Origin of the sequence: Pseudoalteromonas haloplanktis ATCC 14393, from assembly GCF_000238355.1 — a bacterium.
GTDB classification, from domain to species: Bacteria; Pseudomonadota; Gammaproteobacteria; order Enterobacterales; family Alteromonadaceae; genus Pseudoalteromonas; species Pseudoalteromonas haloplanktis.
Map to the genome: position 1 here is coordinate 400,298 of NZ_AHCA01000001.1, position 16,778 is coordinate 417,075.

Here is a 16,778-nt window from a genome sequence, read left to right on the forward strand (position 1 = left end):
CGTTGCATGCAATAATTTATATAAAAATAAACGAAATCGCATAACAAAAAGCGGTTTTCCTTGTGACTTATAAAAAAGACAGGAGTACCATAGCGCCACGGAAAAACTCCGCTAAATAGTAAATAGATTCATACTGTATTTGTAAGATTAACAAGTACTCTATGGAACATAACTATTTTATTAGGCTATATATTTTATTGGACTATAAGCACCTGTACATATTAATTAGGGTTAATCTATGAATGCTTGGTACCTCATCTGTTTTTTATCCGCACTGGCTATATTTATTGCTTTTGCTAATCAATACATCCTTAAGATGCAAACAACCATTGCCATCACTACAGGCTCAGTGGTTATATCATTGTTATTAATTTTAGCGGTTAAATTACAAGGTGACTCGACCGCATTAGAGATAACCCAAATCGTCTCAAGCATTGATTTTAATCAATTATTACTCAAAGGTATGTTGGGCTTTTTACTTTTTGCTGGCGCCCTTGAAATTAACCTTGCTGCACTTAAAAAGCAGCGCTGGGAAATAACAGCGCTGGTGTTATTTTCAACTCTCGCTTCAACCTTCATAATTGGTTATTTAAGTTTTTATTTATTCGCACTCATGGGGTGGCCTGTACCTTTTATTTACTGTTTATTATTTGGTGCCCTGATAAGCCCGACCGATCCAATTGCCGTACTTGCCATCATCAAACAAATGCGCGCTCCCGAGGGGATATCTGTGCAAGTTGAAGGCGAGTCACTGTTTAACGATGGTATTGGTTTGGTGATCTTCACCACCATTTTTGCAGTGGCATTTTATGGCACTGAAGCCACAGTGGCTGATATTGGTGAATTGTTTTTAGTCGATGCAATCGGCGGAATTGTATTTGGTCTTGCAATAGCCTTAGTGGGTCATTTTTTAATAATTAACAGCCGCGATGTAAATATTCGCTTATTACTTACATTAACCATTCCAACCGCCGGGTTTGCTGCAGCTAATATTTGGGAGATATCAGGTGCTCTGGCAATGGTAACCAGTGGCATATTGCTGGGTAATATAACCCGCACTAAAGCCACTGAACGCACCGGGCCTGAAGACACGCGTTATGTAAAAGACTTTTGGCATGCTACCGATAGCTTTCTAAATGCGTTATTGTTTTTGATTATTGGCATGCTCATTGTCACTATGCCCATCAGCCTTGCTGAAATTGGTTTAGGACTATTAATGGTACCATTGGTGCTATTTGCGCGTTTTATCAGTGTTGGCGCGCCGTTTGTGGTGTTCAAGAAGTTTAGAAAATACGACAAACACACCGTGAAAATCTTAACTTGGGGTGGTTTGCGTGGTGGCCTTGCGCTGGCAATGGCGGCAGCTATACCTCGCGATCAAGTATTTATTGGTAGTTCAGACCTACATAATCTGATTGTTATTGTCACTTATGTGGTAGTGATCTTTTCGATTATAGTGCAAGGCCTTACTATTTCACCGCTGATCCATAGTAGTATTAACTCTGCTAAGTAGTTTTATTCACGGCTAAAAAGGTTAACTTGCCTTTTTAGCCTCCTTATTTTTATACATATCGGCATCTGCTATTTGCAACAATTCTTCTAGTTCTAACGGCTGTCGGGGGTTAAACTCAGCAACACCAAACGAAAAACTCACAGTTGTCGAGCTGGGCAGTGACAAATTTAATGTAGCTGCACTTTTTTCTATTCGCGAGATAAGCCGCTGGCATTCACTCAGCGTAACCTGTGTCAACAAAAGCACAAACTCATCACCACCAAAACGACCGAATAGATCCGATTTACGGCACAATGAACTTATAATACTAGCAAACAGCTGCAGGACTCTATCACCTTCAGCATGACCATATTTATCATTAATTGGCTTAAATGAATCGAGATCAATAAAAATGACAATCGCATTAAACTGCTGTCTGATACACAAATCTAGATAGCGCTCAGCCATTAAAATAAAACCTCGTCGATTAGGAATATTTGTTAACTCATCACGAGTTGCTAATTGCATAATTGATATCTCACGTTGAGTTATCAGCGTAAGATCTTTTAATGCTTGTTTATCTTCATTAGAAAACGCTCGGGGTTTGATATCAATAATACAAAGCGTGCCAATACGCACACCTTCAGATAATTTAATTGGATAGCCTGCATAAAAACGTATCTTCGGTGTATTTAAAACCAGTGGATTATCTGCAAAACGGGGATCAGCAAGAGTATCACAAATAACGAGTGGGTCATCATCTAATATAGCGTGACCACAAAAAGAAATATCGCGAGGTGTTTCTTTAACATCAAGCCCTATACATGATTTAAACCATTGCCTATCTTCATCTACTAAGCTAATCAGTGAAATTGGTACATCAAATAAGTATTTAGCGAGGCGTGTAACTCTATCAAGTGATTCTTCACTTTGTGTGTCTAAAATATTTAGCGCTCTTAATCCTGCAAGTCTAACGTCTTCATTGTCAGGAAGTAATGGCTTATCCATCAAATACCTCAACGTACATATTTATTAATTTCTGTGTATATTTAATATAGCAGATTAAATAAATACTATGGATGTACTGAGCTTTTAGGCCCAAGTATCAAGATGTTTTTCGCCATTTTCATCTTCTGTTATTGCTGTTTTATCTGATTTTGGCTTTTTACCCTGCAATATTTCTTTTTGAAGTAGCTCTCTTTTTCTACGTTTTTCACGTTCAATTCGCTGCGCGTTCGAGTCTTTTACCCCCGCAATGTGAAAAGCACCTTTTGATTCAAGCTGTAAGCGAGTAATTTGCCCTAAATAAGGGATCATCATATCCATACGTTCCTCCTTTGGTTACTCTTATCATCGGCCGTTATAGCTTATTCTTTAATTTATGCAAAAAAAACTTGCCAGTTTAACCATTAAATGTTTTTCTATATGTGAAATTTACTTAAACAGATTAACAACTTTTGTTTATACACTGTAATGCAAAACGAAAGTTATTTAGGAAATATTATAATGCGCTTAAACCTGACAACAGTACATCATCACCACCATTCATCGGAATAACCTGTCAGGTCTTTCGCTGAGAGGTTATTCCTAAAAGGAACCTCTGGCGAATCAACATATAAAGATTCATTTTCGCCCTGAGGTTCCCTCGGGGTTTTTAGTTTTTAAATTAAAGGAAAATGAATAATGAGTAACAGCAACCGTCTACGTATCGCCATCCAAAAAGGTGGCCGCCTTTCTAAAGATTGCCAAGACTTACTAAAACAATTAGGTGTAAAACTTAATTTACGTGAGCAACGCTTAATCGCCCACTCAACCAATATGCCAATTGACGTACTGCGTGTGCGCGATGACGATATTCCGGGCCTTGTTATGGATGGTGTGTGTGACTTGGGTATCGTGGGCGAAAACGTGCTTGTTGAAGTACAAGCTGAGCGTGAACGTCAAGGCGTACCAAGTGAAGTAAACAAACTGTCTAAACTTGATTTTGGCTACTGTCGCTTAGCTTTAGCTTGGCCTCAAGAGCTCGGTAAACAAGATAAAAGCTGGTTTGAAGGTAAACGTATTGCTACCACTTACCCAGAAATTCTTACTCAATACCTAAAGCGTGAAGGTATTAACGCAAGCACTGTTATGCTAACGGGTTCAGTTGAAGTTGCACCTCGTGCAGGTCTTGCTGATGCAATTTGTGATTTAGTATCAACAGGTGCAACCCTTGAAGCAAACGGCCTAATACAAGGCGATACAATTTTAGAATCAAACGCCTGTTTAATTCAAAATAAAGATTTACAAGATACTGATAAACTGGCGCTTATCAACAAGCTTATGCCGCGTCTGCGTGGCGTTAGACAAGCTAAAGAAAGCAAGTACATCATGCTACACGCACCAAAAGATAAATTAGATGAAATTTGCGATATTCTTCCAGGTTCAGGCCAACCAACAGTATTAGCACTTGCCGGTTCTGAAGAATATGTTGCCCTACACATGGTCAGCAGCGAAACGCTATTTTGGGAAACGATGGAGCAATTAAAAGCACTTGGTGCAAATTCTATCCTCGTTATGCCAATTGAAAAAATGATGGAGTAACTCGATGCTGCGCTGGAATGAGGTATCCGCAGATGCACAAGCAGCGGCGCTAATGCGCCCTGCTGTAAGTGCGAGTGCTGAGGTAGAAGAAATTTGCCAAACCATAATGGCAAACGTAAAAGAGCAAGGTGATGAAGCCTTACTTACAATGGCAAAGCAGTTTGATAATCGCGAGGCACCACGATTATTAGTGCCTGTTGAGGAAATTAATAGTGCTGTTTCACTGTTAAGCCCCGAACTTAAATATGCAATTGATACAGCATATGCCAATGTTAAACGCTTTCATCAAGCGCAATTACCTAAAGATATTAAGTTAACCACTCAACCTGGCGTGTTGTGTGAACTAAAATATCAAGCGATTGAAGCGGTGGGTATTTATGTACCCGGTGGCAGTGCGCCATTGCCTTCGTCGGTTATTATGCAAGGTGTACTTGCACAGTTAAGCGGTGCAAAAACCGTGGTACTTGCAACGCCAGTGCAAGGTGATGCGCAAATCAACCCAGCAATTTTATATGCGGCTAAATTATGCGGAATCAAAACAATCGTAGAAAGTGGCGGCGCCGGTGCAATCGCCGCCATGGCTTATGGTACAGACTCTGTGCCCAAGGTGAATAAAATTTTTGGCCCTGGTAACAGCTTTGTCACTATGGCTAAGCAACTTGTCGCACAAACTATTCCCGGTATGGCAATAGATATGCCAGCTGGCCCATCTGAGGTTTTAGTTATTGCTGATGAGCGCGCTAACCCTGAATTTATTGCCGCTGATTTATTATCTCAAGCAGAGCACGGAGCGGATTCACAAGTTATTTTATTGAGTAACAGTGAATTGACGATTACCCGCACCCAACAAGCGATTGAACGTCAGTTAGCTAAACTATCACGACAAGATATCGCCGCTAAAGCACTTGCTAACTCATCGCTCATATTGGTAGATTCAATTGAGCAAGCATTTGACGTGTCAGCACTTTATGGCCCTGAACACTTAATTTTGCAATTAGCTGATGCTAACCCGTATTTAGATAAAGTGAAAAATGCCGGCTCTGTGTTTGTCGGTGACTATACTCCCGAGTCTGCGGGTGATTATGCGTCGGGTACTAACCACGTATTACCCACTTACGGTTATAGCGCAACGTATTCGAGCTTAAACTTACTTGATTTTTTCCGTACGTATACGGTGCAAACAATCACCGAAAATGGTTTAAAAAACTTATCTAAAGCAATACTCCCCCTTGCAGATGCTGAAGGACTTGATGCCCACGCCAATGCTGTAAAGGTGCGTTTAGAGGCTATGAATAGAGGCAATGAATAATGAGTAATAACCCTTTATTACCCGCAAATATTGATGCATTAGCAGCGTATAGTTCAGCTAAAAGTGAAAAACTGACCGGCACAACGTGGTTAAATGCTAACGAAAGCCCGTATGTAAAAAATATCGATATTAATATTAGTGATTTAAATCGCTACCCAGATCCACAGCCCGCTAGCGTGATCAATCGCTATGCTGACTATGCGCAGTTAAGCGCCGATCAAGTACTCATGACTCGTGGTGCAGATGAAGGCATCGAGTTACTGGTTCGTACCTATTGCCAACCGGCACAAGATTCGGTTGCTTTATTCCTACCAACTTACGGTATGTATAAAGTCACCGCGGATACCCATAATGTCGCGATTAATGGTTTAAGCCAAGCGCTGTTATTAGATGGCTCAGTTGATGACATAATCACAGCTGTGGGTAACAGTAAATTAGTGTTTATTTGTAACCCAAATAACCCTACAGGCAGCTTAACACCACTTGATAAAATCAAAGCGATTGCGACAGCCCTCACTGATAAAGCGCTGGTTATTGTTGATGAAGCCTATATTGAGTTTTGTCCAGAGCAAAGCGCGAGTAGCCTTATTAATCAATTTGCCAACGTGGTTGTATTGCGTACACTTTCTAAAGCCTTTGCATTAGCAGGCCTACGTACAGGCTTTACTCTTGCACAAGCGTCAGTACTTGCGCCAATTCGTAAAGTAATTGCACCGTACCCAGTATCAACCGTCGTCGCGAGCATTGCAGCCAATGCCCTAAGCCCAGACGCAATTACGTCAATGCGCCGCCAAGTTACTATTTTGAACGCCCTTAAAATAAAATTAAAGCAATGGCTTAGTGCGTCCCCTGCCGTATTAAATGTACTCAGTGGTGAAGGTAACTTTGTCACCTTAAAACTGGCCGATAAAAACAGCTTTAATACTGCATTAAAGCAAGGGTTAGTCATGCGTGCCTTTACCTTATATGGCGAAAATGACTGGTTACGCATTTCAATTGGTAATGAACAAGAATTAGAACAAGTAAAAATTTGGTTAGATGGCCTTAGCCAATCAACCACGCAAAAAGAGCAGGAAGTATCATGAGCAACCCGTATTTATTTATCGACCGCGACGGCACTATTATTGAAGAGCCAATCACAGACAAACAAGTAGACAGCTTAGAAAAACTGGCTTTTTTACCAAATGTGATCCCTGCCCTATTACAGTTGCAAGCTGCGGGCTATCGTTTAGTAATGGTGTCGAACCAAGATGGTTTAGGTACAGATAGCTTTCCTACTGCTGACTTTGATATCGCCCAAGATAAAATGATGGATATTTTATCAAGCCAAGGGATCAAATTTGACGAAGTGCTAATTTGCCCTCACTTTGATGAGCAAAACTGTGATTGCCGTAAGCCTAAAACAGGCTTACTTACCGAGCTTATGCGCTCTGGCAAAGTTGATATAGGCCGTTCATTTGTGATTGGCGATCGACAAACAGATATTGGCCTGGCGCAAAATTTATGCTGCGAAGGCATATTATATGACGGTGATTGGAACGCCATTGTTACTAAACTAACCACAGCAGATCGCCAAGGTCGCATCACTCGCAACACCAAAGAAACGCAAATTGATGTAAAACTCAATTTAGATCAAAATAAAAATGGTGAGATCAGCACAGGCCTTGGCTTTTTTGATCACATGCTGGATCAAATTCGTACTCACGCCAATATCGGCCTTGATATTCAAGCCAAAGGTGACTTACACATAGATGAACACCACTTAGTTGAAGATATTGGTATCGCCCTTGGTCTTGCATTAAAAGAAGCGCTTGGCACAAAATCGCAAATTGCCCGTTATGGGTTTGCGCTGCCAATGGATGAATGCAAAGCAGAAGCACAAATTGATTTATCAGGGCGTGCATCATTTGTTCTAAACGCTAACTTTAGCCGTGAAAAAGCCGGTGACTTAGATGTGCAAATGGTGGAGCATTTCTTCAAAAGCTTAAGTGATAATGCTGCAATTAGCTTAATCATGTCGGTTAGCGATGGTAACTGTCATCATCAAGTAGAAGGCTTGTTTAAAGCATTCTCTCGTGCGTTACGTATGGCTATTGCCGCTGACGCGAGCCAACAAACGGCAAGCTCTAAGGGGTGTTTATGATTGCCATAATTAATACCGGTTGTGCCAATATCAACTCTGTGCGTTTTGCTTTTGAACGTTTAGGGCGAACACCTGAGGTGATCACCTCTCCTGAGCAACTTAAAAACTTTGAACGCGCTATTTTACCGGGTGTGGGTCATGCATCCGTTGCAATGAAACGCTTAGTTGAAGGCGGTTGGCAACAAGCCATAAATGAATACCAACGCCCGCTAATGGGAATTTGTTTAGGTATGCAGCTTTTATGCGACAGCACTGAAGAAGGTAATGTGCAGTGCTTGGGTAAAATCCCAGGTCAAGTTAACGCCCTTGATGTAGGAAATTTAACCTCACCGCACATGGGTTGGAACAATTTAATACTGAATCGCGAACATGCGTTAACCAAAGGCCTTGATGAAAACGACCAAGTGTATTTTGTCCACAGCTTTGCGCATACCGTAAATGATGCAACCCTTGTTAGCGGCGAATACGGGCAAACGTTTTCAGCCATCGTAGCAAACGATAACTACGCAGGTATGCAATTTCACCCTGAACGTAGCGCAAAAGTGGGCACGCGTTTATTACAAAACTTTTTAGACTGGCAAGTTTAATCAACATTATAAAGAGAACTCAACGTGATTATTCCAGCATTAGATGTATTACAAAATCAAATCGTGCGTTTATATCAAGGTAAATATGATACCGCACAATTTTACCCATTTGAGCTTGGCGCTCGCTTACAAGAATATGCACAAAGCGGCGCAGGTAAGTTGCACCTTGTTGATTTAGAAGGCGCACGGGATCCAAACAAAAAGCAGTGGCAACATATTCAAGCCGCAACCAAAGCACTGAACGTACCCTATCAAGTTGGCGGCGGTATTCGCAGTGAGCAAGATGTAAGTGACTGGCTAAACGCCGGTGCTAACCAAGTGGTTATTGGCTCTATGGCCGTTGAAAAACGTGACGAAGTAAAAGCTTGGATTGAAAAATTTGGCGCTAAACACTTTGTTATTGCCCTTGATGTAAATAAAACTGACAGCGGCTGGGCCCCTGCTACTCACGGTTGGTTAAGTGAGTCTGAATTTGGCTTGTTTGAGCTAGTGGATTTTTATGTTGCACTGGGTGTGATTGACTTTCTATGCACGGACATCAGTAAGGACGGCACTATGACTGGCCCTTCATTTTCCTTGTATCAAGAGCTTGCACAACATAACAGTGACATTAAAGTGCAAGCATCAGGTGGCGTAAGCTCACTTGATGATATTAAAAAGCTAAAAGAGCTTGGCGTTGGTGGAGTTATTTTAGGCAAGTCACTCCTTGATGGTGCATTTAATGTTGAGGAGGCGTTGGCATGTTATCAAAACGCATAATCCCATGTTTAGATGTAAAAGACGGCCAAGTCGTTAAAGGCGTTAAGTTTAAAGGCCACGAAATCGTTGGTGATATTTTAACCCTTGCCCAAGCTTACAGTGAAGCTGGCGCAGATGAACTGGTATTTTATGAAATTAGCGCCAGTGTGGAAAAACGCCTACTCGATGTCAATTGGGTTGAAAGCATTGCTCGCCATATTGATATTCCTTTTTGCGTTGCCGGTGGTATAAAATCTGTTGCTGATGCGGCACGCGTACTTGAACGTGGTGCAGATAAAATCAGCATCAACAGCCCAGCTATTGCACGCCCTGAACTTATCAAAGAGTTACACGATGAATTTGGTAAGCAATGTGTAGTGGTCGGCATCGATAGCTTTTATGATGAAGTCACCGGCGAATATTTAGTATATCAGCTCACGGGCGATCCTAATGCATCAAGCCGCACACGCTACAAAACTGAGGAATGGGTTAAACGCGTACAAGACTTAGGCGCAGGGGAAATTGTTCTAAACTGCATGAACCAAGATGGCGTACGTAACGGCTACGATAACAAGCAACTATCTAAAATGCGCGCTTTATGTGACATTCCGTTGATTGCCTCAGGTGGTGCGGGCACCATGCAGGATTTTGTTGATGTATTTCAGCAAAGCCAAGTCGACGGCGCACTCGCAGCCAGTGTATTTCACAAAAATGTGATCAATATCGGCGAATTAAAACAGTATTTAACAGATAACCAAGTGGCGGCGCGACTATGCAACTAACTAAAGAAAACCTCACTCAAGTCGACTTCGCTAAAAGCGAACTGATCCCAGCCATTGTACAAGATGCTCGTACTGGGGTTATTTTAATGCAAGGTTTTATGAATCAAGAGTCTCTTGAGGTCACTTTTGAAAAACAAAAAGTGACATTTTATTCACGCTCAAAAAACCGTTTATGGACCAAAGGCGAAACCTCAGAGAATTACTTAGAAGTAGTGTCGGTCCATACGGATTGCGATTACGATTCAATCTTGGTGCTTGCAAACCCACTGGGCCCTACTTGTCACTTAGGCACACAAAGCTGTTTTGGTGATGATGCTAAACCAAGCTTAAGCTTTTTAGCCCAGCTTGAGCAAGTAATTGTCGAGCGTAAAAACGATGACCCTGAAAAAAGCTACACTGCATCACTTTTTGCTAAAGACTTAAGCCGCAGCTGCCAAAAAGTCGGTGAAGAAGGCGTTGAGGTTGCTCTTGCTGCCATGAAGCATGACAACGAAGAGCTAACCAACGAATCTGCTGATTTGTTATATCACTTAATTGTGTTGCTACAACGCCAAGGCCTTGAGCTGAAAGACGTTGTTGCATGTTTGCAAGGACGCCATAAGTAATTATCTACACGCGCTGAGCTTGGCTCAGCGCATTGTATAAAAGACTTTTTATAAGTAAGTCGGTATGGCTAACCCTATGAGTCGAAGATTGGCTTAAGGCATTTGTTGCTCTACTCTCATTTACTTCTCATTCCCTTCTCTTTGTGCAAACGATCTTTACATAGATTACTCACAAACAGGCCAATAGGCGATTCGCTTTAGAAGCACACATAAAGGCGAATTAAAAAAATATCTACTTCTCTTTAAACCTTTTCAACCGCTGTGTGCGACTAAACTAAAAACACGACATAAAAGAAAGGGAATAATAATGATCAACACATTTAGTCGACTCACTCTGATCGGCGCAGCGTTACTATCAGCTCAAACATTAGCGTGGAATGACGATATGACGTTACAAAACACAAAACAGCTGACACTTGATGCCACATCAACCTCAGAATTAAACGTAGAAGCCGGAGCTGGTTTTTTAAATATTGTTGGCAGTGATACCGACTCCATCACCGTTAAAGCTGAAATTTATCAACATCAAGCACATAATAATTATTGCCTTAATTTAGCTAAGAAAAACACTGCAGCGACACTCACCGCTGATAATTGTAATAATAACGAGCAACAAACACGCATTGATTTGACGGTATCATTACCGAAAACAATGACGCTTAATATTACCGATGGCTCTGGCGCAATTTCAATTGACACTACCTCAGCAACAAAAATACATGATGGCTCAGGTGAAATACACGTCCGTAATATTGCAGGCACCCTTGATATACATGACGGTTCAGGCTCGATTGAAGCCCGAAACATTACCGGTAATGTAGACATTCAAGACGGCTCAGGCAGTATTTACCTTGTAAACTCTCAGCAGAACATGAAAATTAGCGATGGCTCTGGCAATATTACAGTAAAAAATACTCAGGGGAATGTGACTATTAGTGATGGTTCTGGTGGTATTAATGTTGATAAAGCTGCAAGCTTCACTCTGTTGTCTGATGGTTCTGGTTCGGTTGCAATAAACAATGTGCCTAAGCAAAACTTATAATTTATAGCGTTATTTTTTAGTCTTTAATGGCATTTTTTCAAGCCCTTAGGTATCCTTTAGGGAACTTCGAAGGATTAGCTATTACAAAAGGATAGCGCACTATGAAAAAGTCTTTAACGGTATTATTTACTGGTATTATTTTAGCGGGTTGTACATCTTTATCTCCAGAGCAACAAGCGCAAATTGATAACCTCACCCCTTGTGAAAAAATCAATGGTTTATTAGGTTCTTACGATAAACGCTTTGAAGGTCTAAAACGTACCCGTGTAAACACTAAGTATATGGAAACCTGGACTGCTAAATATAATTTAGTGGGCGATCAATGTCAGATCACCGCATTAGATGCCAATACAGTGACTTATCGTTGCCAAGAAGAATATAAAGAGCAGTCTCAAGCTGTGGCAATTCATCAAAAAGCCGTTGATTTCACGCGTGAATGTTTAGCTGCGAATAACTGGCATGAGCAACAAAAAGAATCGGCTGAGTCATTACGTACTACCTTTGTACTTGATGAATCAACGCCTGTGATCTCAATTCATACAGGTAAAACGTTATCGCGTTCAACGCCGTGGTCAACGTCATTAGAAATTGGCAAGCCTGTCGCAGGAAAATAGCTACATTCATCCTTAAAGTCACACTACTTAACAACAAAAGGCCAACATAATTGTTGGCCTTTTGCTTGCACTAAATCAGTCATGAAAGTCTGCTGTTTAGAGCAACTTGATCTGGGTTGCAGGTTTGGGGGCTGATAGCTTAATTACGTGTCCTGCACGCATTAAAGTGAATTCTATCGGCGTGCCGGCTTTAAGCCCTTTAATGTAGCTGGTGATAAGCTCAATATTAGTTTTTTCTCCAGTGATCACATGCGGCCCTACCGCTAAAATCACATCACCACCAAGCGTTAAAGGTTGACCTTGAATAACAGCCTGTACTAAACCGCCTTTTAAACCCACTTGATCCGCAAAACTTTGCTTAGATACTCGCTCAATTAATAAACCTGAACGCTGTGGAATATTTAACGCTGCAGTAATACCACTGGGTAGCGTTGTATAGTGAGTACCAAACCAAATAGTCGGCCGCTCTATCAGCATTTGTTTAACAAGGTTACTACTGGCTGCAAAACCTAAGCCTTCATTACCGCCTGATTGTGTTTGAATATAACTGACTACACCAATCAATTGCCCTTTTTGGTTGAACATAGGGCCGCCTGAATTGCCCTGATTAATGGCTGCATCGGTTTGTAAGAACTCTAGTTTCAGATCCTCATCACTATGCGGGTGAATACGCCGACCACTTAAATGCCCGACCGTTAAGGTATGGCTCAAACCATAAGGAGTACCAATAATAAAGACTTCCTCGCCAATGCTTGTTTTATCTGAGTCCGCTATTTTAATGGCTTTAAAATCAGCCTCTTTGCTGATCAATTTAATAAGCGCAATATCAGCAGGTGCATAACTGGCCAGTACTTTCGCTTTAAAGTGACCACGGTTTGGTACATCTACAGTTAACTCATCCGCATCATTTACTACATGTGCTGCGGTTAAAATAAGCCCTTCATCATTAATAATGGAGCCTGTGCCTAAACTACTTGAGGTGGTTTTTACTGCGCGATCATTTTCAATTCGCTGTAAGTCGGTATCGGCATAAATAACCACCACTGATTGGTCGAGTTTTTCATACAAACTGCTATAATCTTTTGCGTTTGCCAAGCTAGTTACTAAGCTCAAGCAGACTATAAAGAATAATTTCATTACCTAATCCTTTTATAAATAGTAATGCTAGTAAACCTCAGACTCTTTAAAAAGTACAGCGAACAGTCCCATTATGGCAACAAAGAAAATTAAAAAACCAACATCTGCATATAAAACCGACTGCATTGGGCAATGCGATCGTCGTAAAGGTATTTGCGAAGGATGTGGCCGAACCAGTGAAGAAATTTTTGATTGGATTATTTTATCGGATAGCGAAAAACAAGCGATCTTAGCAACACCTAGAAAAGGCTAAAGGTTGTGACTCATATTCTAAAGCGACACTGACTCCTCTTGCTAATTTTTATTATTACCTTAATAACTGGGATTTCTATTTACCCAAGCCTAGTTAAGCCAACAAAAACAGTACTCACAACTTTCAGCCGATGAATTTGCCAATGCACAGACCATGATAGAGAAATGGCAAAGCATCATAAATAAAAACGGTACCCTTTATCCTGCTGATTAATAATTGAGATAATTAATTTATAAAAGAAAAAGGGCGCTACTCTGAGCACCCTATTACTTTGTACTCGCTACTTATTTTACGATTTTCATTTCGTCTAATAGGTTTTGTGCGTTATCTACTTTATCCATCACCCATAACATATAGCGTGAGTCAACGTGGATTGAGCGATTTAATGCAGGGTTATAATCCCAATCACCAATAATACTTTCATACACGCCATCAAACAGTAAACCTACCAGCTCAGCCTTACCATTAAGGGTCGGCGAACCTGAGTTACCACCAGTGGTGTCAACATTTGATAAGAAATTAACCGGTACAGTATTCATACCGCCCGTGTAATCGCCATATAACTTAGCTTTGATCTGTTTTTGCAGATTTTCAGGCGCATTAAATGGATCAACATTGGTATTTTTAGCAAGTAAGCCTTCAAGTGTTGTGAATGGAGTTGCGACTAGGCCATCTTGTGGTGAATAACCGCCAACAGTGCCATACGTTACTCGTAGTGTACTGTTAGCATCGGCATACACAGGTTTATTTTGTGCTTCATTAAACGCTATGATGGCGCTCATGAGCTGCGGACGCGCCGCTTGTAATTTACCTGCAAGTGCTTTGTCTTTGTCTTCCTCAGCTTTCATTACTGCAAAAATTGCTTTTGCGTATTGAATGAATGGGTCTTGATTTTGCTCAAGTTCCGAAAATGCTTGCTGAGATAATGTGATGCGAACCGCTTCATCATTAAGTGTTGAATTTGCATACATTTTATCTAGCAATGCGCTGTGCTTCGCGTTATCAAAGCCATTTTCTAGCTTAAAGACTTTATCAACTTCTGCAAAGCGCTCTTGCTTTGGCAAGGCTGCGTATAGCTCTAAAAAATGCAGTAAAATTGCTTTATCAACATTTGTATCAAACCGACGTGTCATACGTTTTAAACCGGCTTCAATGCGCGGTAAATCACGCTCTTGATAACCTGATTCACGCTCGCTATCCGGTTTTTGTTGCTCATAGGCAAGGCGATACAAACTGATGGCAGTGCTGATCATTTGTGAGCGGTGCACATAACCTAGCATACGGTCACGTTGGTTATGCTGCTGCGATTGAGCCACCAGCGTTGATAAGTCATTTAACACTGTGCCATATTGCTTTTTACGCTTACGGTCGCTGTTTATCCAAGTTGTTAAGTCTTGTTCAAACTGTTTTTTACGCTCATACATAGTGCCTTTATTAAAGCTTTCTATCATTGAACCGTAGTTTTTAATGTAGTTATTGTAGCCCGCTATCGTGCTTTCATAAGCAATGCGCGCTTTGCTACCGTCTTCTGAGTTTTCTTCAATCAAAGACACATACTTCGAATTATGCTCACGCGATTTTGGATAAGCTTCGTTAAATACATAATCAACTTCAGCGGCAATACGGTAACGGTTAGTTCGCCCTGGGTAACCTGTCACCATTACAAAGTCGCCCTCTTGCACGCCTTTAGCGCTTACACTGAGGTATGAATCAGGTACGTAAGGGACATTATCTTCACTAAATTCAGCCGGTTTGCCATCTTTACCTACGTACGCACGATAGAAAGAAAAATCACCCGTGTGACGCGGCCACATCCAGTTATCTATATCACCGCCGTATTTACCTACGCCCATCGCCGGTGCGTACGCTAAACGTACATCTTTAATTTCCAGAGATTTAATTAAATAAAACTCTAAGCCACCGTGAAATGAGTACACATTACAACGGTAGTTTTTATCTGCTTCACACTCGGCGACTAGCGCTTTTTCATTTTTATCTAGGGCATCGTAACGTGCTTTAGCACTGAGCTTTTCAGTCCCTTTGATCACTTTGTCAGTTACATCAGTAACAGTTTCTGTCACGTATACGCGAGAGCCTGGTGCCGCAGGTAAATCTTCAGCAGGTGTTTTTGCCAAGAAACCATTTTCTAATATATTGTTCTCAGGTGTAGAGTTGTACTGAATCGAACCATATGCGCAATGATGATTGGTAACGACTAACCCTTTAGGCGATACAAATGAGGCTGTGCAACCACCGAGGCTTATTACAGCATTCATTGGAAATTCGGTTAATTTAGAGATAGATTTAGCATCAATTTCCAGCCCTTTAGCTTTAAGAATCGATTCAAGATCTGGCAATTGATGAGGTTGCCACATCCCTTCATCAGCAAAAGAAGTACCAGAGACTGCAATAGCAAGCATTGCGATAAGAGGTTTTAAACGCATTTTTAGTCCTTTTTGTTATTTAAACGGCAGGTTACGCGTGAACACTTATTTGGGTCAATATTTCTGCGACTAAACTGCACTATTATAATGTAACAAAATATACACTGCGTTATCTTAAGCCCCTATTGTGCTAATAGTTTGACAATCCACGCAACTAAAACGACATAACACTGCAATCAAATTGTCATTCAGAGTCGCTAAGGTTTAACTACTCTTTAGTAATTCGGCCTAACCATGCCTACTATTCTTGTAATCAATCTAGCTCACTCTCCTGAGCGGTTAACAACCAGCCAGCAACAATTAGCCAAATATGGGCTGAGTTTTGAGCGTATAGATGCTATTGATGGAGCGATACTGACACCAGCGCAGCTAAATCGTCACTACAGCGCTGTACTTAATAAGCAGAACTACCACTACTCATTGAGCGTAGGACAGATTGGCTGTTACCTAAGCCACCGTAAAGCATGGCAAACAATAGTTGAAAGGCAGCTTGATTACGCGATTGTGCTCGAAGATGACTTTATCTTAGACACTGATCTCAATAATACTATCAAAAACATTGAACAACTCCCCTTTGATTGGCAGATGATAAAACTCTCTGCTTATCAAAACCGGACTCGCCCTGTTGCCTACCAAGTTCCTTTGCAGCATGAACAGCAGCTAGTCATACATAAAAAATTGATGACAGGCTGTTGTGCAACAGCTATTAGTTATCAAGGTGCCAAACAATTATTAGCGGCGACAGACACATTTGGCCGTCCTGTGGATTGTGATTTACAACATATCTGGGAAACACAGGTAGCTGGCTATTCGTTACTGCCCTATCCCTTTGCTCAAAATTGTGAGCAAGTCAGTGATATAAAATCGCGCAGTGCAGTGCGTGTTAAAAAATCATTTTTAACACGAAAAGGTCAGCAACTATCGAGTGCCGTGAAAAATAAATTTGCCACTGCAGACTTCGTTAAACACACCAAACATGCCTTATGTAACAGTGATTATAAAAAAGGAGCCGCAGCTCCTTTTATCAATAACGTTTTAAAACAATAACG

At 41.1% G+C, this 16,778-nt stretch carries 17 protein-coding genes; 13 read left to right on the plus strand and 4 right to left on the minus strand.

Annotation, left to right across the window (positions count from 1 at the left end):
- Positions 1-238 precede the first annotated feature (238 nt).
- Entirely contained in the window at positions 239-1,513 is a 1,275-nt protein-coding gene (locus PHAL_RS0101575) for a cation:proton antiporter (RefSeq protein ID WP_016706646.1), read from the plus strand.
- A gap of 21 nt (positions 1,514-1,534) precedes the next feature.
- Here the strand turns inward: PHAL_RS0101575 and PHAL_RS0101580 are convergent, their stop codons facing one another.
- Together PHAL_RS0101580 and PHAL_RS0101585 are read right to left on the minus strand one after the other, a co-directional pair.
- Positions 1,535-2,500, minus strand: coding sequence for a GGDEF domain-containing protein (locus PHAL_RS0101580; RefSeq protein ID WP_016706647.1), 966 nt, complete (start codon positions 2,498-2,500; stop codon positions 1,535-1,537).
- An 84-nt stretch (positions 2,501-2,584) separates the two neighbouring features.
- Positions 2,585-2,818 (minus strand): hypothetical protein, encoded by a 234-nt coding sequence (locus tag PHAL_RS0101585; RefSeq protein WP_016706648.1) that lies wholly within the window; start codon positions 2,816-2,818, stop codon positions 2,585-2,587.
- A 357-nt stretch (positions 2,819-3,175) separates the two neighbouring features.
- Here PHAL_RS0101585 and hisG point away from each other — a divergent pair, with 357 nt between their 5' ends.
- The 10 genes from hisG to PHAL_RS0101635 all read left to right on the plus strand — a co-directional run bounded on the left by hisG (position 3,176) and on the right by PHAL_RS0101635 (position 11,895).
- The gene (gene hisG, locus PHAL_RS0101590) at positions 3,176-4,075 is read left to right on the plus strand and encodes an ATP phosphoribosyltransferase (RefSeq protein WP_016706649.1); all 900 of its coding nucleotides are present in this window, start codon (positions 3,176-3,178) and stop codon (positions 4,073-4,075) included.
- 4 nt (positions 4,076-4,079) lie between these two features.
- Positions 4,080-5,384 carry a histidinol dehydrogenase gene (gene hisD / locus PHAL_RS0101595; protein ID WP_016706650.1) on the plus strand — a complete coding sequence of 435 codons (1,305 nt, stop codon included), beginning with the start codon at positions 4,080-4,082 and terminating at the stop codon, positions 5,382-5,384.
- Positions 5,384-6,469 carry a histidinol-phosphate transaminase gene (gene hisC, locus PHAL_RS0101600; RefSeq protein ID WP_016706651.1) on the plus strand — a complete coding sequence of 362 codons (1,086 nt, stop codon included), beginning with the start codon at positions 5,384-5,386 and terminating at the stop codon, positions 6,467-6,469. Before hisD ends, hisC begins: the two co-directional genes overlap by 1 nt.
- Complete coding sequence (gene hisB / locus PHAL_RS0101605; RefSeq protein ID WP_016706652.1) at positions 6,466-7,527, plus strand: bifunctional histidinol-phosphatase/imidazoleglycerol-phosphate dehydratase HisB; 1,062 nt, start codon at positions 6,466-6,468, stop codon at positions 7,525-7,527. The genes hisC and hisB overlap by 4 nt, the downstream gene beginning before the upstream one ends.
- Positions 7,524-8,114, plus strand: a complete 591-nt coding sequence (gene hisH, locus PHAL_RS0101610) for an imidazole glycerol phosphate synthase subunit HisH (RefSeq protein ID WP_016706653.1) — start codon at positions 7,524-7,526, stop codon at positions 8,112-8,114. The genes hisB and hisH overlap by 4 nt, the downstream gene beginning before the upstream one ends.
- A gap of 24 nt (positions 8,115-8,138) precedes the next feature.
- The gene (locus PHAL_RS0101615) at positions 8,139-8,873 is read left to right on the plus strand and encodes a 1-(5-phosphoribosyl)-5-[(5-phosphoribosylamino)methylideneamino] imidazole-4-carboxamide isomerase (RefSeq protein ID WP_016706654.1); all 735 of its coding nucleotides are present in this window, start codon (positions 8,139-8,141) and stop codon (positions 8,871-8,873) included.
- Positions 8,855-9,634, plus strand: a complete 780-nt coding sequence (hisF, locus tag PHAL_RS0101620) for an imidazole glycerol phosphate synthase subunit HisF (RefSeq protein ID WP_016706655.1) — start codon at positions 8,855-8,857, stop codon at positions 9,632-9,634. The genes PHAL_RS0101615 and hisF overlap by 19 nt, the downstream gene beginning before the upstream one ends.
- On the plus strand, positions 9,625-10,239 hold the full coding sequence (hisIE, locus tag PHAL_RS0101625; protein ID WP_016706656.1) for a bifunctional phosphoribosyl-AMP cyclohydrolase/phosphoribosyl-ATP diphosphatase HisIE: 615 nt from the start codon (positions 9,625-9,627) through the stop codon (positions 10,237-10,239). Before hisF ends, hisIE begins: the two co-directional genes overlap by 10 nt.
- 307 nt (positions 10,240-10,546) lie before the next feature.
- Positions 10,547-11,281 (plus strand): DUF4097 family beta strand repeat protein, encoded by a 735-nt coding sequence (locus PHAL_RS22680; RefSeq protein WP_016706657.1) that lies wholly within the window; start codon positions 10,547-10,549, stop codon positions 11,279-11,281.
- 101 nt (positions 11,282-11,382) lie between these two features.
- On the plus strand, positions 11,383-11,895 hold the full coding sequence (locus PHAL_RS0101635; RefSeq protein ID WP_016706658.1) for a hypothetical protein: 513 nt from the start codon (positions 11,383-11,385) through the stop codon (positions 11,893-11,895).
- A 96-nt stretch (positions 11,896-11,991) separates the two neighbouring features.
- On the opposite strand, the gene PHAL_RS0101640 is transcribed toward PHAL_RS0101635, so the two are convergent.
- Positions 11,992-13,032 (minus strand): S1C family serine protease, encoded by a 1,041-nt coding sequence (locus PHAL_RS0101640; RefSeq protein ID WP_016706659.1) that lies wholly within the window; start codon positions 13,030-13,032, stop codon positions 11,992-11,994.
- Between the two features lie 73 nt (positions 13,033-13,105).
- On the opposite strand from PHAL_RS0101640, the gene PHAL_RS0101645 reads away from it, so the two are divergent.
- Positions 13,106-13,285: a DUF1289 domain-containing protein gene (locus PHAL_RS0101645; protein WP_016706660.1), complete on the plus strand. Its 180-nt coding sequence runs from the start codon at positions 13,106-13,108 to the stop codon at positions 13,283-13,285.
- Between the two features lie 284 nt (positions 13,286-13,569).
- On the opposite strand, the gene PHAL_RS0101650 is transcribed toward PHAL_RS0101645, so the two are convergent.
- Positions 13,570-15,729, minus strand: a complete 2,160-nt coding sequence (locus tag PHAL_RS0101650; RefSeq protein WP_016706661.1) for a S46 family peptidase — start codon at positions 15,727-15,729, stop codon at positions 13,570-13,572.
- Positions 15,730-15,963: 234 nt separating this feature from the next.
- On the opposite strand from PHAL_RS0101650, the gene PHAL_RS0101655 reads away from it, so the two are divergent.
- Positions 15,964-16,776, plus strand: a complete 813-nt coding sequence (locus PHAL_RS0101655) for a glycosyltransferase family 25 protein (RefSeq protein WP_016706662.1) — start codon at positions 15,964-15,966, stop codon at positions 16,774-16,776.
- Positions 16,777-16,778 lie beyond the last annotated feature (2 nt).

Excerpts from the sequence above, each read along its gene's own strand:
- PHAL_RS0101645 (WP_016706660.1), top strand. The coding sequence starts at position 13,106 with ATGGCAACAAAGAAAATTAAAAAACCAACATCTGCATATAAAACCGAC.
- hisG (WP_016706649.1), top strand. The coding sequence starts at position 3,176 with ATGAGTAACAGCAACCGTCTACGTATCGCCATCCAAAAAGGTGGCCGC.
- hisD (WP_016706650.1), top strand. The coding sequence starts at position 4,080 with ATGCTGCGCTGGAATGAGGTATCCGCAGATGCACAAGCAGCGGCGCTA.
- hisF (WP_016706655.1), top strand. The coding sequence starts at position 8,855 with ATGTTATCAAAACGCATAATCCCATGTTTAGATGTAAAAGACGGCCAA.
- PHAL_RS0101640 (WP_016706659.1), bottom strand. The coding sequence starts at position 13,032 with ATGAAATTATTCTTTATAGTCTGCTTGAGCTTAGTAACTAGCTTGGCA.
- PHAL_RS0101575 (WP_016706646.1), top strand. The coding sequence starts at position 239 with ATGAATGCTTGGTACCTCATCTGTTTTTTATCCGCACTGGCTATATTT.
- PHAL_RS0101635 (WP_016706658.1), top strand. The coding sequence starts at position 11,383 with ATGAAAAAGTCTTTAACGGTATTATTTACTGGTATTATTTTAGCGGGT.
- PHAL_RS0101580 (WP_016706647.1), bottom strand. The coding sequence starts at position 2,500 with ATGGATAAGCCATTACTTCCTGACAATGAAGACGTTAGACTTGCAGGA.
- hisB (WP_016706652.1), top strand. The coding sequence starts at position 6,466 with ATGAGCAACCCGTATTTATTTATCGACCGCGACGGCACTATTATTGAA.
- hisC (WP_016706651.1), top strand. The coding sequence starts at position 5,384 with ATGAGTAATAACCCTTTATTACCCGCAAATATTGATGCATTAGCAGCG.
- PHAL_RS22680 (WP_016706657.1), top strand. The coding sequence starts at position 10,547 with ATGATCAACACATTTAGTCGACTCACTCTGATCGGCGCAGCGTTACTA.
- PHAL_RS0101655 (WP_016706662.1), top strand. The coding sequence starts at position 15,964 with ATGCCTACTATTCTTGTAATCAATCTAGCTCACTCTCCTGAGCGGTTA.
- PHAL_RS0101650 (WP_016706661.1), bottom strand. The coding sequence starts at position 15,729 with ATGCGTTTAAAACCTCTTATCGCAATGCTTGCTATTGCAGTCTCTGGT.
- PHAL_RS0101585 (WP_016706648.1), bottom strand. The coding sequence starts at position 2,818 with ATGGATATGATGATCCCTTATTTAGGGCAAATTACTCGCTTACAGCTT.
- hisIE (WP_016706656.1), top strand. The coding sequence starts at position 9,625 with ATGCAACTAACTAAAGAAAACCTCACTCAAGTCGACTTCGCTAAAAGC.
- hisH (WP_016706653.1), top strand. The coding sequence starts at position 7,524 with ATGATTGCCATAATTAATACCGGTTGTGCCAATATCAACTCTGTGCGT.